24 protein-coding genes and 1 riboswitch are annotated in these 24136 nt (G+C 70.2%); of the genes, 12 read left to right on the top strand and 12 right to left on the bottom strand.

Going from position 1 to position 24136, the window contains the following annotated elements; translation table 11 throughout:
• Window positions 1–5: 5 nt before the first annotated feature.
• Entirely contained in the window at window positions 6–1760 is a 1755-nt protein-coding gene (sdhA, locus tag ABD366_RS24240) for a succinate dehydrogenase flavoprotein subunit (RefSeq protein ID WP_324776809.1), read from the top strand.
• Complete coding sequence (locus ABD366_RS24245; protein ID WP_324776807.1) at window positions 1760–2536, top strand: succinate dehydrogenase iron-sulfur subunit; 777 nt, start codon at window positions 1760–1762, stop codon at window positions 2534–2536. Before sdhA ends, ABD366_RS24245 begins: the two co-directional genes overlap by 1 nt.
• Window positions 2537–2598: 62 nt before the next feature.
• Here ABD366_RS24245 and ABD366_RS24250 read toward each other — a convergent pair whose 3' ends face one another.
• Together ABD366_RS24250 and ABD366_RS24255 are read right to left on the bottom strand one after the other, a co-directional pair.
• On the bottom strand, window positions 2599–5103 hold the full coding sequence (locus tag ABD366_RS24250) for a DUF4132 domain-containing protein (RefSeq protein ID WP_411293901.1): 2505 nt from the start codon (window positions 5101–5103) through the stop codon (window positions 2599–2601).
• Window positions 5096–5491 carry a hypothetical protein gene (locus ABD366_RS24255; RefSeq protein ID WP_324776803.1) on the bottom strand — a complete coding sequence of 132 codons (396 nt, stop codon included), beginning with the start codon at window positions 5489–5491 and terminating at the stop codon, window positions 5096–5098. The genes ABD366_RS24250 and ABD366_RS24255 overlap by 8 nt, the downstream gene beginning before the upstream one ends.
• Window positions 5492–5688: 197 nt before the next feature.
• On the opposite strand from ABD366_RS24255, the gene ABD366_RS24260 reads away from it, so the two are divergent.
• From ABD366_RS24260 to ABD366_RS24285, 6 genes are all read left to right on the top strand, one after another.
• Window positions 5689–6531, top strand: a complete 843-nt coding sequence (locus tag ABD366_RS24260; RefSeq protein WP_324776829.1) for an SMP-30/gluconolactonase/LRE family protein — start codon at window positions 5689–5691, stop codon at window positions 6529–6531.
• Between the two features lie 44 nt (window positions 6532–6575).
• Entirely contained in the window at window positions 6576–6977 is a 402-nt protein-coding gene (locus ABD366_RS24265) for a VOC family protein (RefSeq protein ID WP_324776802.1), read from the top strand.
• Window positions 6978–7111: 134 nt separating this feature from the next.
• Window positions 7112–7519 carry a hypothetical protein gene (locus ABD366_RS24270; protein WP_324776800.1) on the top strand — a complete coding sequence of 136 codons (408 nt, stop codon included), beginning with the start codon at window positions 7112–7114 and terminating at the stop codon, window positions 7517–7519.
• Window positions 7516–8067 carry a thiol-disulfide oxidoreductase DCC family protein gene (locus ABD366_RS24275; protein WP_324776798.1) on the top strand — a complete coding sequence of 184 codons (552 nt, stop codon included), beginning with the start codon at window positions 7516–7518 and terminating at the stop codon, window positions 8065–8067. The genes ABD366_RS24270 and ABD366_RS24275 overlap by 4 nt, the downstream gene beginning before the upstream one ends.
• Window positions 8068–8166: 99 nt before the next feature.
• On the top strand, window positions 8167–8796 hold the full coding sequence (locus ABD366_RS24280) for a TetR family transcriptional regulator (RefSeq protein WP_411293907.1): 630 nt from the start codon (window positions 8167–8169) through the stop codon (window positions 8794–8796).
• Between the two features lie 82 nt (window positions 8797–8878).
• Window positions 8879–10054, top strand: coding sequence for a D-alanyl-D-alanine carboxypeptidase family protein (locus tag ABD366_RS24285; protein ID WP_324776794.1), 1176 nt, complete (start codon window positions 8879–8881; stop codon window positions 10052–10054).
• 102 nt (window positions 10055–10156) lie between these two features.
• Here the strand turns inward: ABD366_RS24285 and ABD366_RS24290 are convergent, their stop codons facing one another.
• The 3 genes from ABD366_RS24290 to ABD366_RS24300 form a co-directional block, all read right to left on the bottom strand.
• Entirely contained in the window at window positions 10157–10555 is a 399-nt protein-coding gene (locus tag ABD366_RS24290; protein WP_324776792.1) for an ATP-binding protein, read from the bottom strand.
• Between the two features lie 184 nt (window positions 10556–10739).
• Window positions 10740–11999: a metallophosphoesterase gene (locus ABD366_RS24295; RefSeq protein WP_324776790.1), complete on the bottom strand. Its 1260-nt coding sequence runs from the start codon at window positions 11997–11999 to the stop codon at window positions 10740–10742.
• A 40-nt stretch (window positions 12000–12039) separates the two neighbouring features.
• Window positions 12040–12282 (bottom strand): SCO4848 family membrane protein, encoded by a 243-nt coding sequence (locus tag ABD366_RS24300; RefSeq protein WP_324776788.1) that lies wholly within the window; start codon window positions 12280–12282, stop codon window positions 12040–12042.
• A gap of 151 nt (window positions 12283–12433) precedes the next feature.
• Between ABD366_RS24300 and ABD366_RS24305 the strand changes: the two genes are divergently transcribed.
• Window positions 12434–13711 (top strand): D-alanyl-D-alanine carboxypeptidase family protein, encoded by a 1278-nt coding sequence (locus ABD366_RS24305; protein WP_324776827.1) that lies wholly within the window; start codon window positions 12434–12436, stop codon window positions 13709–13711.
• Window positions 13712–13742: 31 nt separating this feature from the next.
• On the opposite strand, the gene ABD366_RS24310 is transcribed toward ABD366_RS24305, so the two are convergent.
• The 4 genes from ABD366_RS24310 to ABD366_RS24325 form a co-directional block, all read right to left on the bottom strand.
• Entirely contained in the window at window positions 13743–14654 is a 912-nt protein-coding gene (locus ABD366_RS24310; protein WP_324776786.1) for a YihY/virulence factor BrkB family protein, read from the bottom strand.
• Window positions 14642–15148, bottom strand: coding sequence for a GtrA family protein (locus tag ABD366_RS24315; RefSeq protein WP_324776784.1), 507 nt, complete (start codon window positions 15146–15148; stop codon window positions 14642–14644). The genes ABD366_RS24310 and ABD366_RS24315 overlap by 13 nt, the downstream gene beginning before the upstream one ends.
• Before the next feature lie 41 nt (window positions 15149–15189).
• Window positions 15190–16122 carry a decaprenyl-phosphate phosphoribosyltransferase gene (locus tag ABD366_RS24320; RefSeq protein WP_411293906.1) on the bottom strand — a complete coding sequence of 311 codons (933 nt, stop codon included), beginning with the start codon at window positions 16120–16122 and terminating at the stop codon, window positions 15190–15192.
• Window positions 16123–16232: 110 nt separating this feature from the next.
• Entirely contained in the window at window positions 16233–16751 is a 519-nt protein-coding gene (locus tag ABD366_RS24325; RefSeq protein ID WP_324776782.1) for a phosphatase PAP2 family protein, read from the bottom strand.
• Window positions 16752–16883: 132 nt separating this feature from the next.
• Between ABD366_RS24325 and dprE1 the strand changes: the two genes are divergently transcribed.
• Together dprE1 and dprE2 are read left to right on the top strand one after the other, a co-directional pair.
• On the top strand, window positions 16884–18275 hold the full coding sequence (gene dprE1 / locus ABD366_RS24330; RefSeq protein WP_324776780.1) for a decaprenylphosphoryl-beta-D-ribose oxidase: 1392 nt from the start codon (window positions 16884–16886) through the stop codon (window positions 18273–18275).
• A 92-nt stretch (window positions 18276–18367) separates the two neighbouring features.
• Complete coding sequence (gene dprE2 / locus ABD366_RS24335) at window positions 18368–19123, top strand: decaprenylphospho-beta-D-erythro-pentofuranosid-2-ulose 2-reductase (protein ID WP_324776778.1); 756 nt, start codon at window positions 18368–18370, stop codon at window positions 19121–19123.
• 28 nt (window positions 19124–19151) lie between these two features.
• On the opposite strand, the gene ABD366_RS24340 is transcribed toward dprE2, so the two are convergent.
• The 3 genes from ABD366_RS24340 to ABD366_RS24350 form a co-directional block, all read right to left on the bottom strand.
• Window positions 19152–19736: a 2'-5' RNA ligase family protein gene (locus ABD366_RS24340; RefSeq protein ID WP_324776776.1), complete on the bottom strand. Its 585-nt coding sequence runs from the start codon at window positions 19734–19736 to the stop codon at window positions 19152–19154.
• A gap of 57 nt (window positions 19737–19793) precedes the next feature.
• Complete coding sequence (gene trpS / locus ABD366_RS24345; protein WP_324776774.1) at window positions 19794–20807, bottom strand: tryptophan--tRNA ligase; 1014 nt, start codon at window positions 20805–20807, stop codon at window positions 19794–19796.
• Between the two features lie 89 nt (window positions 20808–20896).
• The gene (locus ABD366_RS24350; protein ID WP_324776772.1) at window positions 20897–22360 is read right to left on the bottom strand and encodes a glycine hydroxymethyltransferase; all 1464 of its coding nucleotides are present in this window, start codon (window positions 22358–22360) and stop codon (window positions 20897–20899) included.
• Window positions 22361–22421: 61 nt separating this feature from the next.
• Window positions 22422–22508: riboswitch (ZMP/ZTP riboswitch) on the bottom strand.
• A 139-nt stretch (window positions 22509–22647) separates the two neighbouring features.
• On the opposite strand from ABD366_RS24350, the gene rocD reads away from it, so the two are divergent.
• Window positions 22648–23883 carry an ornithine--oxo-acid transaminase gene (gene rocD, locus ABD366_RS24355; protein WP_411293905.1) on the top strand — a complete coding sequence of 412 codons (1236 nt, stop codon included), beginning with the start codon at window positions 22648–22650 and terminating at the stop codon, window positions 23881–23883.
• Window positions 23884–24136: the final 253 nt, after the last annotated feature.

The following is a 24136-nucleotide window of genomic DNA, read 5'->3' on the forward strand; positions in this document are numbered from 1 at the left end:
AACCCGTGAAGATTCACAAGTACGACACCGTCATCGTCGGCGCCGGTGGCGCGGGCATGCGCGCGGCCATCGAGTCGACCAAGCGCAGCCGCACCGCCGTGCTGACCAAGCTCTACCCCACCCGCTCCCACACGGGCGCCGCGCAGGGCGGCATGGCCGCCGCGCTGGCCAACGTGGAGGAGGACAACTGGGAGTGGCACACCTTCGACACGATCAAGGGCGGCGACTACCTGGTCGACCAGGACGCCGCCGAGATCCTGGCGAAGGAGGCCATCGACTCCGTCCTCGACCTGGAGAAGATGGGCCTGCCGTTCAACCGCACCCCGGACGGCACCATCGACCAGCGCCGCTTCGGCGGTCACTCCCGTAACCACGGCGAGGCGCCGGTCCGCCGGTCCTGCTACGCCGCGGACCGCACGGGCCACATGATCCTTCAGACGCTGTACCAGAACTGCGTGAAGGAGGGCGTGGAGTTCTTCAACGAGTTCTACGTCCTGGACCAGCTGATCGTCGAGGAAGACGGCGTCAAGAAGTCCGCCGGTGTCGTGGCCTACGAGCTCGCGACCGGTGAGATCCACGTCTTCCAGGCCAAGGCGGTCATCTACGCCTCGGGCGGCACCGGCAAGTTCTTCAAGGTGACGTCGAACGCGCACACGCTGACCGGCGACGGCCAGGCCGCCTGCTACCGGCGCGGGATCCCGCTGGAGGACATGGAGTTCTTCCAGTTCCACCCGACCGGCATCTGGCGCATGGGCATCCTGCTGACGGAGGGCGCCCGCGGTGAGGGCGGCATCCTCCGCAACAAGGACGGCGAGCGCTTCATGGAGAAGTACGCGCCGGTCATGAAGGACCTCGCGTCCCGTGACGTCGTGTCCCGCTCCATCTACACGGAGATCCGTGAGGGCCGCGGCTGCGGTCCCGAGGGCGACCACGTCTACCTCGACCTCACGCACCTCCCGCCGGAGCAGCTCGACGCCAAGCTCCCGGACATCACCGAGTTCGCGCGGACGTACCTCGGTATCGAGCCCTACACGGACCCGATCCCGATCCAGCCGACCGCGCACTACGCCATGGGCGGCATCCCGACCAACGTCGAGGGTGAGGTCCTCGCGGACAACTCCACCGTCGTCCCGGGCCTGTACGCCGCCGGCGAGGTCGCCTGTGTCTCCGTGCACGGCGCCAACCGCCTCGGCACGAACTCGCTGCTCGACATCAACGTCTTCGGCAAGCGCGCGGGCATCGCCGCCGCCGAGTACTCGCACACGGCGAAGTTCCTGGACCTCCCCGAGGACCCGGCGTCGCTGGTCGAGGCGCAGGTCGAGCGCCTGCGCAACGCGACGGGCAGCGAGCGCGTCGCGGTCCTGCGCAACGAGCTGCAGGAGTGCATGGACGCCAACGTGATGGTGTTCCGCACCGAGCAGACGATCAAGACGGCCGTCGAGAAGATCGCCGAGCTGCGCGAGCGTTACCTCAACGTCTCGATCCAGGACAAGGGCAAGCGGTTCAACACCGACCTCCTGGAAGCCATCGAGCTGGGCAACCTGCTCGACCTGGCCGAGGTCATGGCGACCTCCGCGCTGGCCCGCAAGGAGTCCCGCGGCGGCCACTACCGCGAGGACTTCCCGAACCGCGACGACGTCAACTTCATGCGCCACACCATGGCGTACCGCGAGGTCGGCGACGACGGCTCCGAGTCCATCCGTCTGGACTACAAGCCGGTCGTCCAGACCCGCTACCAGCCGATGGAGCGTAAGTACTGATGGCAACCCCGATCATGGACAAGGCGGAGGCGGCCGGCAAGGCCGAGCCCGGGTTCGCCGACTCCCCGTACATCACCGTCACCTTCCGGATCCGCCGGTTCAACCCGGAGGTCTCGGCGGAGGCGAGCTGGGTCGACTTCCAGCTGGAGATCGATCCGAAGGAGCGCGTGCTCGACGCGCTTCACAAGATCAAGTGGGAGCAGGACGGTTCGCTGACGTTCCGTCGCTCCTGCGCGCACGGCATCTGCGGGTCCGACGCGATGCGCATCAACGGCAAGAACCGCCTTGCCTGCAAGACGCTCATCAAGGACATCAACCCGCAGAAGCCGATCACGGTCGAGGCCATCAAGGGCCTGACGGTCCTGAAGGACCTGGTCGTGGACATGGACCCGTTCTTCCAGGCGTACCGCGACGTCATGCCGTTCCTGGTGACGAAGGGGAACGAGCCGACGCGTGAGCGTCTGCAGTCCGCCGAGGACCGCGAGCGCTTCGACGACACGACCAAGTGCATCCTGTGCGCGGCGTGCACGTCGTCGTGCCCGGTGTTCTGGAACGACGGCCAGTACTTCGGTCCTGCCGCCATCGTCAACGCCCACCGCTTCATCTTCGACTCGCGTGACGAGGCCGGGGAGCAGCGGCTGGAGATCCTCAACGACCGTGACGGTGTGTGGCGCTGCCGCACCACCTTCAACTGCACGGACGCCTGCCCGCGTGGCATCGAGGTCACCAAGGCGATCCAGGAAGTGAAGCGCGCGCTGATCACGCGTCGCTACTGATCTTCCGGTCGTGCCCGGTCCGTGGACCCCGCTCTTTTCGAGGAGCGGGGCCCACGGCCTTTTCAGCGGCGTATCTGGCTGAGGATCGTCGGGTCGGTGATCTCGGTGTCCTTGGCGAGCATCAGCGCCTTGCTGAGCACGACGGCCAGGGTCCGGTCGCCCTCGAAGGGCAGATAGCCGGTGCTCGCGGTGGTGCCGGCCGCCGCCGCCGACGACGACGACTTCGGGACGATGCACAGGTACTGGTCGTTCGGGGTCATCAGGATGTTGCCCGAGCCGAGGTGGATCTTGTACGTGCGCAGTTCGCCCCTGACGTGCAGGAACCGGCCCTCGATCGTGCACTGCCCGGCGATCGCGAGCCGCGGTACGAGGCGTTCGAGCAGGACGCGGCGGGTCTCGGCGCTCTGGTTCAGCTCGCCGAAGCCGTACGACGTCCAGTACTCGCGGAACCGGCCGCCTGGGCCGCCGTCCTGCCACGTCGGGTCGTTGCCGACGCTGGCGACGCCCACGAACAGGTCGACGTCGCGCAGCACTTCGGAGAGCACGACCGGCGGGATCTCGGCGAGCGGGAGCGGCTCGACCGGCTCTACCCTGTCGCGCAGCCACATGCGGTACTCGCCGCCGTAGCAGTGCGCCGAGTTCTCCGGAGCGTCGATCGGGTAGAAGCGGACCTGGTCGGTGCGGAGCCGCAGGTAGCTGCCCGAGTCGGTGGTGTCGACGCCGTACTCCTCGCCCTCGCCCTCGATCCAGTACTCGGCGCGCAGGCCCCACTGAGGGAGTTCACGGGTGGCGGGCGGCGCCTCGTCGTCGACGCAGAGCCGCAGCTTGTTGCGCCAGCCGCGGACCGCGGCGAGGGAGTGGAACTGGTGCTGGCGGACGATGTGCGCCGCGAACCGGTTCGAGTACGTGCCCGTCGCCCGCTCGGCGTCGGTCAGCAGGTACACCTCGCGGTGGGCCTGCTTGAACGGCTGGGTGATCGCGTGCCGCTCCAGCCAGTCCCGCCAGGCGACCACCTCGGCGGGTTCGCGGCCGACGGGGTGCCAGAGGGTGACCTCGGCGCCGTCTTCGACCGGGTCGACCGGATCGTCGGTGAGCGTGCGCAGGGCGCCGTCGGCGAAGCCGGCCGGGGTGCCGTCGACCGTCCACAGCAGGCGGCGGGCGAGGCTGCCGACGAGGGGGTGGTCGAGGTAGCGCTCGCGCCAGGCGGCGTAGGACCAGGTGCGGCGGGCGAGGAACTGCCGGTCCAGGCGCTCGCTCTGGGCGCCGAGCATCTTGTCGATGTCCTTGACGGCCGTCTTGAGCGCCATGAGCTCCTCGGGGTGGTCGCGGCGGACGGCGGCGGGGACGGACTTGACCGTCTTGCCGCTCGCGTTGCGCCAGGTGAGGGCCGCCTTGACGCCCCGGATCTCCAGCACGGCCGTGGACTCTCCGAGGTACGCCTCCCTGCGGCCGACCCCGGTCAGCCCGTACGCGGGTACGGCCAGCTCCTCGATCTCCTCGCGGGTCAGGCCGAGGGCCGTGGCCCGGGCGTCCAGGGCCGCGTCGAGCAGCTTGGCCGTGGCCTTGTAGGTGACCCGGGTGGTCAGCCGCGCCAGCTCGGCGAGGGCTGCCTCGCTGTCGATACGGGCCAGCGCGTTGACCCCGGCGTTGGCGACCTTCGGGTTGACCGGACCGAGTCCCGCGACCTTCTTCAGGGACGTCTCGACGAGCGAGCCGAGGGCGCGGGCCGCGTCCGGGTGGGCGGGCAGCAGGGCGAGGATCCAGGCGAGGCCGCGCAGCGCGTTGGCGTTGAACGGGTCGTAGGCGAGGTTCACGTCGTGCCCGTAGGGCGGGGTGTCCAGGCGGATCGTGCGCGGGCGGCCGACCAGGGCGAGACAGGGCAGCGCCGTCTCGCGCACCCGGTCCGCGCCGGCGGCCGCGATCAGGGCGCGAGCGGCCTTGTCCCACTTGGCGGTGGGCTTCGCCGATGTCGCGGTCGCGGCATGGGCGAGCAGGTCACGCCACGGATCACCGGGGTCACCGGTGACTGCGTCGAGGGCGCGCTCGGCCCAGGTCTCCCCGACGTTCAGAACCGGTTCGTGCAGCTTCCTGGCCACGGCCGCCAACTCCGGTACGCAGTAAGGTTCGGCGGCCGCGCGCCGGAAGAACGCGACGACCGGGGCCGGGAGGGTGCGGCCCGCCGCCAGCTCGGCCTCGGCCAGACGGTCGGCAGGACCGCTGAACCACACCGCGCTGCCCAGCCGCTCCAGTGCGGCGGTGCGCTCGGCTCCGAGGGGGTCGCCGGGCAGGCCCGCGCCGAGGGCGTCGAGCACCACCAGCACGTTCGGCCGTGCGGGCGAGTCCTCGTCGAGTTGCCGGTACTGCTTCACCAGCGCGTCCGAGACACCCTGGCGCAGGGTCCCGTCCAGATCGCCGAGCAGCCCGACGACCCGGTCCCAGCCCGCCCCTCGGTACCCGTCGGCGCTCAGGGCCGCCTTGAGTGCCTCGCGCGCCAGTTTGTCGGCGGCGCCCGCCGTCGCGTGGTTGCGCAGCTTGTCGATGTGGCTCTGCAGGAACACCTCAGCCACCCACCAGCGGCACAAGCTTGAGGAACGTGACCTCGACGCCGAGCGGCAGCTCTATCTCCTCGTCGGGGTCCGTGATCTGCCGGTCGCCGACCAGCACCAGGAACCCGTTCCCCCCGAACGCGGCCAGCGCGCGCTCCGTCTGCGCCTCGGGGTCGATGCGGCGCGGGCTGCGCAGCGCGTACCCGTTCAGCACGCGCTCCGTGTCCTGCGGCTGCACCAGCCCCTGGAAGAGCTGCGGCTCCGTGCGCGCGTTGAACTCCGCGACCTCCTGGAAGACCCGACGCCTGATCAACTCACGCGCGGTGAGCCGCTCTTCGGCGATCTCCAGCCCGAAGGCCGCGCCCCTGTCCCCTGATGTCGTCTCGTCGACGAACGTCACCGTTCCCATGCCGAGGACGCTACGGGGCACCACTGACAATCGGCCCGCGTCCGTCACCGCCCCGGTGGAGGATGACCTTCGGTTTCACGTTTCCGTTCCACGACAGCTTTCGGAGGATGACCGTGCCCACGCAGACAGTCCCCGTTTCGTACGAGATCCTGGACGAGCGTTTCCGCACCGGCCTCTGCGCCAACGGCGACGACCGTATGCAGGTCCTGCACTCCGAGGGCCGCTGGACCGAGGGGCCCCTCTATCTGCCCGCCTGGCGCCAGCTCATCTGGAGCGACATCCCCAACGACCGGCTGCTGCGCTGGGACGAGACCAGTGGCGCCGTCAGCGTCTTCCGCTCCCCCGCCGGGCACGTCAACGGCAACACCCTGGACCGCGAGGGCCGGCTCGTCAGCTGCGAGCAGGGCAACCGGCGGGTGACGCGGACCGAACACGACGGGCGGATCACCGTGCTCGCCGACCGCTGGGAGGGCAGACGGCTCAACAGCCCGAACGACGCCGTGGTGCGTTCGGACGGCTCGGTGTGGTTCTCCGACCCGGACTTCGGGATCACGAGCGACTACGAAGGGTTCCGCGCCGAGTCCGAGATCGGCGCCAACAACGTCTACCGCGTCGACCCCGCCAGCGGCGAGGTACGGCTCGTCGCCGAGGGCCTTGGGGCCCCGAACGGGCTCGTCTTCTCGCTCGACGAACGCCGGTTGTACGTCTCCGACACCCGCTCGGGCGTGCTGCGCGTCTACGACGTACGCGAGGACGGCACCCTCTCCGACGGCAAGGTGTTCGCCGCGATGAAGGAGGGTCTCGGGCGCTTCGACAACATCCGCTTCGACGACCAGGGACGCCTGTGGGCGGCCGCCATGGACGGCGGCGTGCACTGCTACGACCCGGACGGGACCCTGATCGGCCGGCTCCTGACCCCCGAGCCCGTCGCCAACATCGCGTTCGGCGGCGCCAAGAACAACCTCATGTTCCTCGCCGCGACCACCTCGCTGTACTGCCTGATGACGGCGGTGACCGGAGCGCCACGGATTCACCGCTGACCGCTTATGGGGTATTCACCCTGACACATGGCTAATCTGACGTTATGTCACTAGAGCTGGAGACCCTCGGCTTCGACAACGCCCTGCTCCCCGTCGGCGACCTGGCGGAAGCCGTCGCCTTCTACGAGCGCGTCGGGCTCCCCGTGAAGTTCCGCCTCGACGAGGCCGGCATCGCGCTGCTCGCGATCGGCAAGGAGACACCCGGCCTGCTGCTGCGCGCCGAGGACGGTTACGGCCACCGGCCGCCGCCGTGGCCCGCGGCGCGGCTCTGGCTGGAGGTGCCCGACGCGCGCGCCGTGGCCCGCTCCCTGGGCGAGGCGGGCATCACGCCGCTCGACCCACCCTTCTCCACCTCCACCGGGTACGTCGTGGAGATCGCGGACCCCTGGGGCAACGTCATCGGGTTCACCGACTACCTCAAGCGCCCGGAGCTGGCGCGGAATTAGGTGTTCCGGACCGCCTCCGGCACCTCCCTCCTGAGACTCCCGTCACGTACGACAACCCTCGCTTGAACGTGTTCAAAAACAGGTCTACTGTCACTCCTGTCAGCGTTTTTGAACGCGTTCAAGGAGGGTGGGGCATGGACCTCACAGTTGTCGCCTACGTCATCTACCTCGTCGTCAGCATCGGGCTGACCGTCTGGGTGGCGCGCACCCTGAGCCGTAACGGAAGGCTCTTCCTCTCCGACGTGCTGCACGGGAACGAGAAGCTGGCCGACGCCGTCAACCACCTCCTGGTGGTCGGCTTCTATCTGGTGAACCTCGGGTTCGTCGCCCTCTATCTGAGCGGCGACGGGACCATCGACAGCGCCCGCGGGGTCTTCGAGGCCCTGTCGACCAAGCTCGGCGTGGTGCTGCTCGTGCTCGGCGTGATGCACCTGGGCAACGTCTACGTCCTCAACAAGATCCGGCGGCGCGGCGTCATGGAGCGCGAACAGCAGCCGCCGGTCCCGCCGCAGGGGTGGGCCGCTCCGGCGGCCGGGGCGTGACAGCGGTGGGAGTCACGGGGAAAGCGGACCGGGGCGTCCGGGGGGACGTCCCGGTCCGCCGGCTCACGGTGCTGTACGACGCCGAGTGCCCGCTGTGCACGTTCGTGCGGGGCTGGCTGACCCGGCAGCGGCAGCTGGTGCCGCTGGAGTTCGTGCCCGCCGGATCCGACGAGGCGCGCGGGCGCTACCCGGGGCTCGACCACAGCGCCACGCTCAGCGACATCACCGTCCTCGGGGACAGCGGGCAGATCTACCGCGGTCCCGCCGCCTGGGTCGTGTGCATGTGGGCGCTGCGCGAACACCGGGCCACGGCCCACCGGATGGCCACGCCCGCCGGGATGAAGGTCGCCAAGCAGGTCGTGCTCGGCGCCGCGAAGTACCGCGAGCTGTACCGGGAGCGGCAGTCCGGGGGCGGCGCGTACCGGCGGGCGGACGGGTGGGCGTACGACCCGAAGGACGGCTGGTACTACGTGCGGCCCGGCATGGTCGGTTCCAGCTACGGCGTGGGGGACGCCGCCTGTGACAGCGGTTGCCGCGTGGCCGATTAGGCTCGTGGCGTGGCTACAGACAAGGCGGAGGCCAAGGCCCAGGTCCAGGCAAAGGGCGCCAAGAGCGAGCAGACGCGGGCGCTGATCCTGGAGACCGCGATGCGGCTGTTCCGGGAGCGGGGCTACGACAAGACGACGATGCGGGCCATCGCGCAGGAGGCCGGGGTCTCCGTCGGCAACGCGTACTACTACTTCGCGGGCAAGGAACACCTCATCCAGGGGTTCTACGACCGGATCGCCGCCGAGCACGAGGCGGCGGTCCGGTCCGTCCTGGACACGGAGACCGATCTGCAGGCGCGCCTCGCCGGAGTGCTGCGGGTGTGGCTGGAGATCGCCGAGCCGTACCACGAGTTCGCGGCCCAGTTCTTCAAGAACGCGGCCGATCCGGACTCGCCGCTCAGCCCGTTCTCGGCCGAGTCGGAGCGGGCCCGGGAGGCATCGATCGCGCTGCACCGGGAGGTGCTGGCCGGGTCCAGGGCCAAGGTGCCCGCCGAACTGGCGGAGATCCTGCCGGAGCTGATGTGGCTGTCCCAGATGGGGCTCGTCCTCTACTGGGTCTTCGACAGCTCCGAGGGCCGGGAGCGCAGCCGGCGGCTCGCCGAGCGCGGGGCCCGGCTGACGACACGGGGCGTGGCGCTCGCCCGCTTCCGGGTGCTGCGGCCGCTCGTCCTCGAGGTGCACGAACTGTTCATCGACTTCTTGCCGGGAATGACGCGGCCGGAGTCGTAGGGCACCCGGGGTCCGGCCCCGCCGGAGAGGCCGGGCGGGACCCTCTTTTCTTTGCCTGGGCTTGGGCCGGTACGGTCGCCGCATGCCCGGCACCACCGCATCCTCGAACTGCCCGCAGATGAGCCGCCGCAGCGCCCTCGGCATGGGCCTCGGTACGGCCGCCTCCCTCGCCCTGTCCGCGCCGCACGCGTCTGCCGCGTCCTCCGCCATAGGTGGTGAGCGGCTGGCCGCGGCCGGTGTGCAGGTGCGGCGCGGCGCGGGGGCGCCGAAGCTGCCGAAACTCGCCGCGAAGGCGTGGCTGGTCGCCGACAACGACAGCGGCGACGTGCTCGCCTCTTACGGCGCTCACCGGTCGCTGCCGCCCGCGTCGACGCTGAAGATGCTGTTCGCGGACACGGTCCTGCCGCAGTTCGCGCATGATCTACGGCACCGGGTGACGGCCGAGGACCTGGCCGACATCCCGGCGGGCTCCAGCCTCGTCGGAATCCAGGCCGGAACCACGTACACCGTCCATCAGTTGTGGCAGGGCGTCTTCCTGCGCTCCGGGAACGACGCCGTTCATGTGCTCGCCTCGATGTACGGCGGCGTCGACAAGACCGTCGCCGCGATGCAGGCCCGCGCGAAGGACCTCCAGGCCGGTGACACCCATGTGGCCAGCCCGGACGGCTTCGACCACAAGGGGCAGGTGTCGTCGGCGTACGACCTCACGCTCTTCGCCCGGGCCGGACTGAAGAACGACGACTTCCGCGGCTACTGCGCCACGAAGGTCGCCGAGTTCCCGGCGGGCGACGGCAAGACGTTCCAGATCCAGAACACGGACCGTCTCCTCACGGGGCAGGGCATCGCCGCGTACGAGGGCCTCATCGGCGTCAAGAACGGCTACACCTCACACGCGGGCAACACCTTCACCGGCGCCGCGACCCGCGACGGCCGCACGCTCCTGGTCACCGTCATGCACCCCAAGTCCGGGTACGAGGCGGTCTATCAGGAGACGGTCGCGCTCCTCGACTGGGGTTTCGCGGCGAGCGGCAAGGTGAGCGCGGTCGGCGAGCTGGTCACACCGCTGAGCGAACAGCCGAAGTCGTCCTCGTCGTCACCGGCGCCCGGTGCGCCCGGCGCCTCGTCCGCGCCGCGGCCCGCCGAACACGACCAGGGCTGGGCGCTGGGCGGATCGGCGGCGGTCGCGGCGCTGGCGGGCGGCAGCCTGCTCGCGCTGCGGCGCCGGGGGAAGCCGTCGGGACGTCGCCGGAAGAGTTAGCCGGAACGCCGGGGGCGCGGGGGATCGAGAGGGCCTGCGGTACGGGATCGAGAGGGCGGGGGCAAGGCCCGGCTCCGCGGAGCACCACCAGAATGACCGGGGTCAGGAACGCACCAGCGCCCAGACCGTCTTGCCGTAGCGGCCCCGGTGCCACACACCCCACGCCTCGGCGAGCGCGTCGACCAGGTGCAGACCCCGTCCGCTCTCGTCGTCGGGCGCGCGCGGCGGTCTCATCTCGGGATCGGCCGTGGACTCGTCGGACACCTCTATGAAGCACGACCCGTCCGCGAGCACCGTCACCGCGATCTCGAACTCCCGTTCACGCGCGGGCCCGTGCCGTACCGCGTTCGTCGCCAGTTCGGAGACGAGCAGTATGGCGGTGTCGAGCGCGTCGGCCGGTTCCGTATGGCCCCAGACCGCCAGATGATCGCGCACGCGCAACCGCGCCACCCCGACCGAGGCCGGGTGTCGGGGCAGTCTGAACGCACTGCGCCGCAACACACGTAGCCACCTCCTCCACTTCGTGAACACAGATCCGACACATAATGCAGCGCCGAGGCAACTGTGCGTGTCACTGTGCTCACATTCCCCACCCCACTATTCGGTCATATCCAACCGAGCCGCCACAGCCGGAACAAGCCCGCCTCATCGGACGGATACCGCCGCCCGTGATGTCCGCCGCGCTTCAGGCCTGCCGGGAGGCGAGTTCGACGACCGTGATGTCCGAGGGTGCGCCCACCCGGACCGGCGGTCCCCAGGCCCCCGCGCCGCGGCTGACGTAGAGCTGGGTGTCGCCGTAGCGCTCCAGGCCCGCGAGGGTCGGATTGGCCGCGTCGGCGATGAAGTTGCCGGGCCACAGCTGGCCGCCGTGCGTGTGCCCGGACAGCTGGAGGTCGACGCCGTGCCGCACCGCCTCGTCGATCATCACCGGCTGGTGGGCGAGAAGGACGGCCGCGCGGGACCGGTCGCGGTCACCGAGCGCCTTCGCGTAGTCGGGCCCCTCGTCGTAGTTCTCGCCACTGATGTCGTTGACGCCGGCGAGGTCGAAGGCGCCCATCTCGACGCGGGCGTTCTCCAGCGGGCGCAGCCCGAGCTCGCGTACGTGCGCCACCCACGGGTCGGCGCCCGAGAAGTACTCGTGGTTGCCCGTGACGAAGAACGTGCCGTGCCGTGCGCGCAGCCGCGCCAGCGGCGCGACCGCGGGAGCGAGGTCCTCCACGCTCCCGTCGACCAGATCACCGACCACCGCGATCAGGTCCGGCTGCGTGGAGTTGATCGTCTCCACCACGCGCTCGGCGAAGCCCCGCCCGAGCACAGGCCCGAGGTGGATGTCGCTGACCACCGCGATCCTGAACCCGTGCGCCGCGCGCGGAAGTCTGGCCAGCGGCACGGTGACCCGCTTCACCTTCGGCCCCCGCAGCACGCCGTACGCGCCGTTGCCGACGACTCCCACAGCAGCGACGGTCGCCACCGCTCCCACAGAACGGGCGAGGAGCAGCCGACGGGTGGGGGCGGGCGCGGGTGTGGGCGCGGGTGTGGAGGCGGTGGACTCGGCTGCCGCGGGCGGGGTTTCGGCCGGGGTGTCTGTGGCGGTTGTGTTCTCCGTCCCCGCGGGCGGGGGCGCCTCGCGGTCGAGCACGCGCCGCAGCAGCGGCCGCACCACCTCCCCCACCAGCAACGCGAGCAGCAGATAGAGCGCGAACGCCATCCACAGGAACCCCGGCCACGCCAGGACTTGCTGCACCAGGAAGGGCGCGCCGGCCTGCTCCGCGGCCACCGCCGCGAACATCAGCACCGGCCCCGCCACGAACACCACCGTGCCCAGGCGCCTCGGCCACCCGGGCCCCGCCGTCGTGTCCCGCACCAGGCGGCGCCACGCGTAATAGTGCAGTCCCGCGAACACCGCGAGCACGGCGACGGCGACCAGCACAAAGACAACGACCACGACCCCGACCGCCCGTTTCGCCTGTGAAGTGTGAAGTCCGCTATGAAGTCCGCCGCAGAGCACGCACTCCGCGGAACCCGATGCCTCCTACCACCGTCCCCAAGACAAAGGAGACGACGGCGAGCGTCAGATGCACGAAGAAGTACGCCGTCGGGTCACCGGCATCGTCGAAGGCGAGGCCGCTGCCGTCCTTCCACAGGTTCTTGACGAAAGTGATCCAGATGATCCAGCTCCACACCCCGAAGGCGAGCAGGAACCAGGAGACGGGACGGCTGAGCTTCATACCCTCAGTATCGCCAGCCGCCTTCGCGCGCCGCCGCCGGGGTGGGGCCGAAGGGACACAGAACACCTCGGCGGAGACTTACGGGCCGGGTACATGTACGTTCTCGACCGTGCCTGCCTCCCATGCGTCGTACAAGTCGCACAAGTCATACATGAAGAAGTCCGCACAGCCCGCGCGCGCGAACGGCCCGCTGCGCTCCACGCTGCTCACGGCTTCCGCGGTCCTGCTCACGGTCTCCGCCCTGTCGCTGACGGCCGCACTGCCCGCGGCCGCCGCGGACAAGCCGGACGCCAAGCCGACCAAGGGCTCCGCGAACAAGGCCGGTCCCCCGGCCAACATGTCGACCATCGGCGGCGAACTGCTCGGCAAGCCGGGCACCCAGGTCAAGCTGGGGACCGGCGCCCCCGTCCTGCCGAAGGACCTGACCGCGAAGTCCTGGATCGTCACGGACGCCGAGTCCGGCGCAGTGCTCGCCTCGCACAACGCGCACTGGCAGCTTCCCCCCGCCAGCACCCTCAAGATGCTCTTCGCGGACACGCTCCTCCCCAAGTTCCCGAAGACCACGACGCACAAGGTCATCCCCTCCGACCTGGCCGGCATGGGCGCGGGCTCCAGCCTCGTCGGCGTCAAGGAGAACTTCACCTACACCGTCCACGACCTGTGGCTCGGCGTCTTCCTGCGCTCCGGCAACGACGCCGTCCACGTCCTGTCCGCCATGAACCACGGCGTCCCGCAGACCGTCAAGGACATGCAGGCCCACGCCGAGGAACTGCAGGCCAACGACACCCACGTCGTCAGCCCCGACGGCTACGACGCCCCCGGCCAGCACTCCTCCGCCTACGACCTCACCCTGTTCGCCCGCTCCGGCCTGCAGAAGGCGGACTTCCGCGAGTACGCGTCCACTGCCGACGCCAAGTTCCCCAAGGAGCAGAAGAAGGGGAAGACGACCAGCCGCTTCGAGATCCAGAACACCAACCGTCTCCTCACCGGCGACGTGGGCCTCGACGCCTACCAGGGCATCGCGGGCGTCAAGAACGGCAACACCACCAATGCCGGCGCCACCTTCACCGGCGTCGCCGAACGCGACAACAAGGTCCTCCTCGTCACCGTCATGAGCCCCGACGCGAAGGAGAGCCACGCGGTCTACAAGGAGACCGCCCGCCTCCTCGACTGGGGCTTCCAGGCCGACGGCAAGGTCACCCCGGTCGGCACCCTCGTCCCGCCGAAGGGCGCCACCTCCGACGCCACCGGCACGGCCAGCCCCCAGGGCGACGCGGGCCCCGCCAAGCCCGCCGCCCACGCCGCGGTCTCCACGCACGGCTCCGGCGGCGTCGGCATCGCCCTGGCCATCACCGCGGGCGTCCTCGCGGTCCTGGCCGCCGCGGCCTTCGCGGTCCGCAAGAAGTGGCCCCTGCGCACCAAGCCCTGATGTTCCGTGGGCCGGGTCGGGCTCCCTCGCCCTACCCGGGCCCACCCGTCAGCTCTCCGACGCGCTCGGTGTCCCTCTCCTCCCGCCCCCGCGCGGCAGCGCGCCCCGTCGCGGTCCACGCCGAGCAGAAGAGCACCAGCTTCGCCGTGAAGTTGATCCACAGCAGCAACGCGACCGGTGTACCGAACGCCCCGTACATGCTCTTCGCCGCCACGCCCTTCATATAGCCGCCGAGCAGCATCTTCAGCAGCTCGAACCCGGCCGCCCCGATCAACGCCGCCGTGACCAGATCCCGCCGCGGCGGCTGCACCCCGGGCAGCAACGTCAGCACGTACAGCAGCAGCAGGAAGTCCGCCAGCACCGCGATCGCGAACGCCAGAACCTGTAGCAGCGCCTCGCCCCACCCCGCGCTGTCGAGCCCCAACTGATCCGCGGTCCATTCCACCGCCGTGGACGCCACGGTCGACGCCACCAGCGAAGCGAGCCCCGCACCCCCGAGCCCCACCAGCACACCCGCATCCCTGAGCTTGCGCAGGACCGGGTTCTCGTCGCTGTCCGGCAGCTCCCACACGGTCCGAAGACACTCCCGCATCGATCCGACCCAGCCGACACCGGTGAACAGCAGCAACGCTCCGGCCACGACCCCGATCGTCCCCGCGTTGTCGATCAGCGCCCCGAGATCCAGCTGATCCGCGATACCCGGTACCTGGTCGCTGATCCTCGACTCGAGCTTCCGCTGCTGATCGGCCCCGAGCGTGCCGGCCGCGACCGCGGCGGCCACCGTGATCAGCGGAAACAGTGCCAGGAAGCTGATGAAGGTCATCGCCGCCGCCAGCCGCGTCCAGTGCACCTCGTCGAGCCGCTCGTAGGCACCCCAGGCATGGGTCCGCATCAACCGGACGACCAGCGGCCCGACAACGGGGAGTTTCTTCAGCCAGTCCATGATCTCAGCCTGCCCTGATCGACCGGTTCGACCGGTCTCGCCGCGGCCGGCCTTTCGCCGGCCGGCCCCACACTCGGTCTCGCACCGAAGGCCAGGGTCCGAGTACCCCAGAACCGCACCACCGTGGCCAGGACCATCCCCACCCCGGCCCCCGACACCGTGTCCGCCCGCGGCGAGGTGAGCCCCAGGACGTAGTGCGACACCGCGAGGCACATCAACTGCACCAGCGCCCCGGCCGCGTTCACCGCGAAGAAGACCCCGTACTGCCGCAGCCGCGACACCCCGTTCGTCCTTTTTCGGTACGTTCCCAGCGCGTTCCCCACGTACGCCACCGAGCAACCGGCCACAAACGACAGCGCCTTCGCGGAGAGCGGATCCAGGCCGACCGGCCCGCGCAACCACACAAAGAGCCCCAGGTCGACGGCGTACGCACACACTCCCGCCGCCGCGAATCCCACCAGCTCGGGACCCAGCTCCCGCACCCGCGCCCCCATGCCCCCGGCTCCCTTCCTCACTCGCTCCGCGCCCGCGCCCGTCACCAGTCCGCGACCGCGAGCCCGTACATCGCGAGCCACACGAGCCCGATCACGGCCAGCGCGCGATCCCGCAGCACCACGTCCTCCGGCTCCCCCGCCGTGCCCCGGTCGGCGAAGACCGCGTATCTGAGGACCGCGACGATGAACGCCACCATCGACAACTGCCGCCACGGCAACAAGCTGCTGCGCGCGACGCCCCCTTCCTCCATCGCCCACAGGCAGTAGGCGAGCACGGCCACCCCTGCGGCCAGCTGCCAGACGAACCGCAGGTAGCCGGTCGTGTACTCGGTCAGGAGCGCCCTCGTCGCCCCTGCCCTGCCACCCATCTGCACCGCCTCGGAGTACCGCTTGGCCGAGACCATGAACAGCGCGCCGAATCCGGTGGTGATCAGGAACCAGCGCGACAGCGGGATCCCGAGCGCGAGCCCGCCGATCATCGCCCGCATCAGGAACCCGGTGGTCACCACGATCAGGTCGACGACCAGCACATGCTTGAGGCTGACGCAGTACGCCAACTGCATCCCGACATAGGCGGTCAGCAACGCCGCGGTCACCGGATTGCACAGCACCGCGGCGGCGACCGGCGCGAGCACGGCCAGCGACCCGCCGACGGCATACGCGACCGGCACCGGGACCAGCCCCGCCGCCACGGGCCGGTTCCGCTTCACCGGGTGCGCCCGGTCCGCCTCGGCGTCCCGCGCGTCATTGATCAGGTACACCGCCGAGGCCGCCGCCGTGAACAGCACGAAAACCACTGCCAGTTGCCCCAGGGCATGCCGCGCGAACAACTCCCCCGCCGCCGCGGGCGCGGCCACCACCAGGATGTTCTTCACCCACTGTCTGGGCCGCGCCGTCCTGACCAGCCCGGCCGGCAACCCGAGCGGTGTCGCGCTCCTCACCACCGATGCCTGTCGCTGGGGCCGCTCCAGCACCGCTGTGCCGACTGCGCCGCCCTCACGGACGTCCGGCTCGTCCGTCCCTCCTGTGTCTTCCGCTCCTGCGTGCGGCTGCTCGGCCCGCTCCACGGGCTCCGTGTGTTCCGTCACCGCGTCGCACCCCCGGCCATCCAGCGCGCCCCGAGCCGGGCCGTGAGCGCGCCCAGCGCCGCACCCGCCGCGACGTCGGAGGGGTAGTGCACACCGACGACCATCCGCGAGACGCACACCGCGGCAGCCAGTGGCGGCACCAGACGCGCCCCCGCCGGCCCCAACGCCCCGTAGGCGACCGTCGCCGCAGCCGCCGACGTCGCGTGCGAGCTGGGGAACGAGTGCCTCCCCGCTGTCCGCACCAGGGGCTCGGCGCCCGTCTCCGCGACCGGTCTCGGCCTGCGTACCACCCGCTTCACGCCCATGCTGGCCAGATGCGCCCCTGCGGTGAGAGCCGTCCCGCGCAGCCACGCCGCCCTGCGCTCACGGTCGGCCACGGCTCCCACCAGGCCGGCCGCCAGCCAGAGGGCCCCGTGTTCACCGGCCCAGGACAGCGCCCGCGCCGCCGCTGCCACACGCCGGTCGGTGCCACAGTCGCGAAGTGCCGACAGCAATCGGCGATCCATGTCGTCCATGTGGCTCACTTTGAATCCAAAAACACCTATCTCTGGGTCAAAATAAGATGACACCCACTTAATCACCCATTTCGGTGAGGATTAGGTTGGTTTAGGGTTAATCTCCCTTCTTCGGGCGATACCGTCGCGCACATGGCTGCCGATCCCGTAACCACCCCCGCTGCCCCGGGGTACGACACCGTGCCCATCACCGGCTGGGGTCGTACGGCCCCCACCTCCGCGTATCTCGTGCGGCCCCGCTCCTACGAGGAGGCCGTGGCAACCCTCCGGGAGAGCGCCGCTCCCGGCCGTCGTGGCTGCGTCGCGCGTGGTCTGGGGCGCGCCTACGGAGACGCGGCACAGAACGCGGGCGGCGCCGTCCTGGACATGACCGGCCTGAACCAGATCCACGCCATCGACGCCGCCGGCGGCACCGTGCTGTGCGACGCGGGAATCTCGCTCCACCGGCTGATGGACGTGCTCCTTCCTCTCGGCTGGTTCGTCCCGGTGACCCCGGGCACGCGCTATGTCACGGTCGGCGGCGCCATCGGCGCCGACATCCACGGCAAGAACCACCACGTCTCCGGGTCCTTCTCGCGCCACGTCCTCGCGCTGGAACTCCTCACCGCCGACGGCGAGATCCGGATCGTCGAGCGCGGCACCGACCTCTTCGACGCCACGGCCGGCGGCATGGGACTGACCGGGGTCATCCTCACGGCGACGGTGCAACTTCAGCGCGTCGAGAGCTCGTTGATGTCCGTCGACACCGAACGCGCCACGGACCTGGACGATCTGATGGCCCGCCTCACCGCCACCGATGACCGCTACCGGTACTCGGTCGCCTGGATCGATCTGCTGGCCCGCGGAGCCGCGATGGGCCGCTCCGTCCTGACCCGCGGGGACCACGCTCCGCTGGACGCCCTGCCCGCCCGCGCGCGCCGTGCCCCGCTGGCCTTCCGTCCGGGCCGGCTGCCCTCCGCCCCTTCCTTCCTCCCGGAAGGCCTGCTGGGCCGGACGACCGTCGGTCTCTTCAATGAGCTGTGGTATCGCAGGGCACCGAAATCCCGCGTCGGCGAGATCCAGAAGCTTTCGACGTTCTTTCACCCCCTCGACGGGGTCCCGCACTGGAACCGCGTTTATGGGCGCAGCGGTTTCGTGCAGTATCAGTTCGTCGTCGGATACGGAAAAGAAGAATCCCTCCGCCGGATCGTGCAGCGCATTTCGGACCGCGGGTGCCCTTCTTTCCTCGCGGTGCTCAAGCGCTTCGGGGGCGGGGACCCCGGCTGGCTCTCTTTTCCCATGCCGGGCTGGACCCTCGCGCTCGACATTCCCGCGAATCTTCCGGAACTCGGCCCGTTCCTCGATGAACTCGACGAGGAGGTGGCCGCCGCGGACGGGCGCATCTATCTCGCCAAGGACTCCCGGCTGCGCCCCGAGCTCCTCTCCGCCATGTATCCGCGGCTGGAGGAGTTCCGCTCCTTGCGGGCACGGATGGATCCGCGAGGCGTTTTCCGTTCCGATCTGTCGCGGCGACTGAGTCTGTGAGCCGCGGCCACAAAAGCAGCCATTTCGCGCTGTGACCCGCGAAAGTATCCGCACACCGCCAACCGGTCCTGGCTCATTGGAGTTCGGTTTTCATGAAGGACGCCTTCGGCACCCCCCAGTCCCTGCTCATCCTCGGCGGCACGTCCGAGATCGCGCTCGCGACGGCCCGCCGGCTCGTCGCACGGCGCACCCGCACCGTGTGGCTCGCGGGCCGTCCGTCCCCCGCCCTCGAAAGCGCCGCGGCCCACCTGCGCGACCTGGGGGCGGATGCTCGTACCGTCTCGTTCGACGCCCTGGACTCGGAGTCCCACGAGGAAGCACTCGGCAAGGTCTTCGCCGAAGGCGACATCGACATGGTGCTGCTGGCTTTCGGCATCCTCGGCGACCAGGCCCGCGACGAAGGCGAGCCGATGGCGGCGGTACGCGTCGCGCAGACCAACTACACCGGCGCCGTCTCGGCAGGTCTGATCTGCGCACGGGCTCTGCAGGCCCAAGGGCACGGCTCGCTGGTCGTGCTCTCGTCGGTCGCGGGCGAGCGGGCCCGCCGCGCCAACTTCATCTACGGGTCGAGCAAGGCGGGACTCGACGCCTTCGCCCAGGGGCTGGGAGACGCCCTGCACGGCACGGGAGTGCACGTCATGATCGTCCGCCCTGGCTTCGTGCGGTCGAAGATGACGGCGGGCCTGGCCGAAGCCCCGATGGCGACGACGCCGGAGGCGGTGGCACTGGCCGTCGAGACAGGGCTGCGACGCCGGTCGGAGACGGTGTGGGTGCCCGGAACGCTACGGATGGTCATGTCGGCGCTGCGGCACGTACCGCGGCCGCTGTTCCGCAGGCTCCCCGTCTGACCCGCAGTGGCGCGGCGTGCGGCCCGGGTCAGCGCGCCGGCTGCCGGCGTCCGCGCTTCGCGCGGTCGGGCCCCTGGGCGGGAAGCGTGGGCTTTTGAAAGGTGAAGTCCCTCAGCTTGCGCCAGATGCCGTCAGCGCCCTGCTCGTAGAGGGCGAAGCCGTTGCACGGCCACGCCGCTTCGTAGTCGGCGAGCGCTTCGAAGGCGTGGTCCATAGCCTCCTCGGCGATGCCGTGCGCCACGGTGACATGCGGGTGGTACGGGAACTGCAGCTCGCGCGCGACGGGCCCCGAGGCGTCGCGCACCTGCTTCTGCAGCCAGGTGCACGCCTCGGCACCCTCGACGACCTGCACGAACACGACGGGTGACAGCGGACGGAAGGTCCCCGTCCCCGAGAGGCGCATCGGGAAGGGCCGTCCGGAGCCCGCGACCTCCGCCAGATGCTCCTCGATCGCCGACAGGTCCTCCGCTCCCACCTCGGTCGGCGGGAGCAGCGTGATGTGCGTGGGAATACCGTGTGCTGCGGGGTCACCGAAGCCCGCACGCCGCTCCTGAAGCAAGCTGCCGTGAGGCTCCGGGACCGCGATCGAAACACCGATCGTTACGGTCCCCACGTCGTACTCCTGTCGTCGTGTGATGGGCATGCGGGCGGGACGTGCGCCGGTCCGGGTTCAGTGCTTGGCGGGCAGGAAGCCGACCTTCTCGTACGCCTGGGACAGGGTCTCGGCGGCGACGGCTCGAGCCTTCTCCGCGCCCTTGGCCAGGAGCGAGTCGAGCGTCTCCGGGTCGTCCAGGTACTCCTGGGTACGGGTCCGGAACGGCGTCACGAAATCCACCATGACCTCAGCCAGGTCCGTCTTGAGCGCACCGTACATCTTGCCCTCGTACTTCTGCTCCAGTTCCGGAATACCGGCGCCGGTGAGGGTGGAGTAGATGGTGAGCAGGTTGCTGACGCCCGGCTTCTTCTCCGCGTCGTAGCGGATCACGGTGTCGGTGTCGGTGACCGCGCTCTTCACCTTCTTGGCGGTGGCCTTCGGCTCGTCGAGGAGGTTGATGAGCCCCTTGGGGGTCGATGCCGACTTGCTCATCTTGATCGACGGGTCCTGAAGGTCGTAGATCTTGGCCGTTTCCTTCAGGATGTACGGCGCCGGGATCGTGAAGGTCTCCCCGAAGCGGCCGTTGAAGCGCTCGGCGAGGTCGCGCGTCAGCTCGATGTGCTGGCGCTGGTCCTCACCGACCGGAACCTGGTTGGCCTGGTAGAGGAGGATGTCCGCGACCTGGAGGATCGGGTACGTGAAGAGGCCGACCGTGGCACGGTCCGCACCCTGCTTGGCGGACTTGTCCTTGAACTGGGTCATGCGGCTCGCCTCGCCGAACCCGGCGAGGCAGTTCATGACCCAGCCGAGCTGGGCGTGCTCGGGAACATGGCTCTGGACGAACAGCGTGCAGCGGTCCGGATCGAGGCCGGCGGCCAGCAGCTGGGCGGCGGCGAGCCGGGTGTTCGCCCGCAGCTCCATCGGATCCTGCGGAACCGTGATCGCATGCAGGTCGACCACCATGTAGAAGGCGTCGTGAGACTCCTGCAGCGCCACCCACTGGCGGACGGCGCCGAGGTAGTTGCCGAGGTGGAACGAGCCTGCGGTGGGCTGGATACCGGAGAGCACGCGGGGACTGTCAGAGGCCATACCCCTCATTCTCTCAGGTGTCTCTCCTTGCTCGGCCCCAGGCGCCGCCTCCGTCCGGGACAAGCCCCTCCGGAGGCGGCGGTCACGGCTCAGGTGAGGTCGACGGCCGGGTAGAGCGGGAAGCCCGCGAGCAGGTCGGCGGCCCGGTGGGAGACCTCGTCGGAGACCTTGGCCTCCAGGACGTGCTGGGCCTTGGAGGTGGCGCCCTTGCTGGTGGTGCCGGGCGTGGTGGCCGTGAGGACGCGGTCGATGAGCGCCGCGATCTCGTCCATCTCGCCCGCGCCCAGACCGCGGGTGGTGAGGGCCGGGGTGCCGATACGGATGCCGGAGGTGTACCAGGCGCCGTTCGGGTCGGCGGGGATGGCGTTGCGGTTGGTGACGATGCCGGAGTCGAGCAGTGCGGACTCGGCCTGGCGGCCGGTCAGACCGTAGGAAGTGGCGACATCGATCAGGTTGAGGTGGTTGTCCGTACCGCCGGTGACCAGGGTGGCGCCGCGCCGGGTGAGGCCCTCGGCGAGGGCGCGGGCGTTGTCGACGACGGCCTGGGCGTAGCCGCGGAAGTCGGGGCGGCGGGCCTCGGCGAGAGCGACGGCCTTGGCCGCCATGACGTGCGGCAGCGGCCCGCCGAGCACCATCGGGCAGCCGCGGTCGACCTGGTCGGCGAGTGAGTCGTCGCACAGGACCATGCCGCCACGCGGGCCGCGCAGCGACTTGTGGGTGGTCGTGGTGACGATCTGGGCGTGGGGCACCGGGTCGAAGTCCCCGGTGAGGACCTTGCCGGCGACGAGGCCGGCGAAGTGCGCCATGTCCACCATCAGCGTCGCCCCGACCTCGTCGGCGATCTCCCGCATGATGCGGAAGTTCACCAGTCGCGGATAGGCCGAGTATCCGGCGACGATGATCATCGGCTTGAACTCGCGGGCCGTGGCACGCAGCGCCTCGTAGTCCAGGAGGCCGGTCGCCGGGTCGGTGCCGTAGCTGCGCTGGTCGAACATCTTGCCGGAGATGTTGGGCCGGAACCCGTGGGTGAGGTGGCCGCCGGCGTCCAGGGACATGCCGAGCATGCGCTGGTTGCCGAAGGCCTGCCGCAGCTCGGCCCAGTCGGCCTCGGACAGGTCGTTGACGTTGCGCACACCGGCGCGCCGCAGGGCGGGGGCCTCGACGCGGTCCGCGAGGACGGCCCAGAAGGCGACCAGGTTGGCGTCGATGCCGGAGTGCGGCTGGACGTACGCGTGCTGGGCGCCGAAGAGCTCGCGGGCGTGTTCGGCGGCAAGGGACTCGACGGTGTCGACGTTGCGGCAGCCCGCGTAGAAGCGGCGGCCGACGGTGCCCTCGGCGTATTTGTCGCTGAACCAGTTGCCCATCGCCAGCAGCGTGGCCGGGGACGCGTAGTTCTCGCTGGCGATCAGCTTGAGCATCTCGCGCTGGTCGGCGATCTCCTGGCCGATGGCGTCGGCGACCCGGGGCTCCACGCTCCGGATCACGTCGAGGGCGCTACGGAAAGCGACGGACTCGGTGGACAGGGAGGAAGAAGAAGGGGTGGGCTCTGACATGGCGGACCTCCGGGACGGGTTCTCCCCGGCCCGAGCAGAGTCGGGCGTACGGGGCGGTACACGGTTCGGCCCAGGCGCACGGCACACAGTTCGCGGGCCGCTCCCCGATGGTCGGTCCCATCCCAGCGCGCCAGTCACGGCCCTGTCATCACAGTACCGGCCAAGCCGGGGCCGGAGGTTTCCGCGTCCATGATGCGAGCGACGATAGGAAAGGGCCGCAAACCCGTCTCACGCCGTAAGAGCCGCAAAGCTCTCAGAGCCGTAAGAACGGAGATCCCGTGACTTCTGTGACTCCCGCCCACACCGCCGAGGACCCAGGTGCCGCGACGCAGGACCTGATCGCCGCCTCCGACGAGCACAGCGCGCACAACTACCACCCGCTTCCCGTCGTCATCGCCACGGCGGAGGGTGCCTGGATGACGGACGTCGAGGGGCGCCGCTATCTGGACATGCTCGCCGGGTACTCCGCGCTCAACTTCGGGCACGGGAACCGGCGCCTCATCGAGGCCGCACAGGCCCAGCTGGAGCGGGTCACCCTGACCTCCAGGGCGTTCCACCACGACCGGTTCGCCGAGTTCTGTACGCGCCTCGCCGAGCTGTGCGGCATGGAGACGGTGCTGCCGATGAACACGGGGGCGGAGGCGGTGGAGACCGCCGTGAAGACCGCCCGGAAGTGGGGGTACCGGGTCAAGGGGGTGCCGGACGGGCGGGCCCGGATCGTGGTCGCGGGCGACAACTTCCACGGCCGGACGACGACGATCGTCAGCTTCTCCACGGACCCGGAGGCCCGGGCGGACTTCGGGCCCTACACGCCGGGGTTCGACATCGTCCCGTACGGCGACCTGGCGGCTCTCCGGGAGGCGGTCACCGAGGACACGGTGGCGGTCCTGCTGGAGCCGATCCAGGGCGAGGCGGGGGTGCTGGTGCCGCCGGCCGGGTACCTCGCGGCGGTGCGGGAGCTGACGCGCGAACGCGATGTGCTGTTCATCGCGGACGAGATCCAGTCGGGTCTCGGGCGGACGGGGCGGACGTTCGCCTGCGAGCACGAGGGTGTGGTGCCCGACATGTACGTGCTGGGCAAGGCGCTCGGAGGCGGCGTCGTACCGGTGTCGGCGGTCGTGTCGAGCAAGGCGGTGCTCGGAGTGTTCCGGCCCGGCGAGCACGGGTCGACGTTCGGCGGCAATCCCCTCGCGTGCGCGGTGGGGCTCGAGGTGATCGCGATGCTGCGCGGCGGGGAGTTCCAGCAGCGTGCCACGGAGCTGGGCGAGCATCTGCACGCCGAGCTGGGCCTGCTGACCGGTACGGGCAAGGTGGCCCAGGTGCGGGGCCGCGGGCTCTGGGCCGGCGTCGACATCGACCCGGCCCACGGGACGGGCCGGGAGATCTCGGAGAAACTGATGGCGCGGGGTGTGCTCGTCAAGGACACCCACGGTTCGACGATCCGGATCGCCCCGCCCCTGGTGATCAGCAAGGAGGACCTGGACTGGGGGCTCGACCAGCTCCGCGCGGTACTCGGCGCGTAGCCCCAGGGCCCTAGGGCCTGTCTTCAAACTCCCGTCTGCCCCGCGACGCCTGGCACGCACTCTCGCCGCACCGGGCGTAAGGCCAAGTACATCCAGTACGAGGCCTTGCACCCGGCGCACCGAGAGCACGCACCAGACGCCTCGGGGCCGCCCTCCGGGCGACGACGGGAGTTTGAAGACAGGCCCTAGAGGCAATGCCGTGACTCTGTTGGTGATCTTGGGTGGTCAAGCGCTGGCGAATCCGGCTGTGTCG

It is taken from the genome of Streptomyces kunmingensis (assembly GCF_039533535.1).
In the GTDB taxonomy this organism is placed as follows: domain Bacteria; phylum Actinomycetota; class Actinomycetes; order Streptomycetales; family Streptomycetaceae; genus Streptomyces; species Streptomyces kunmingensis.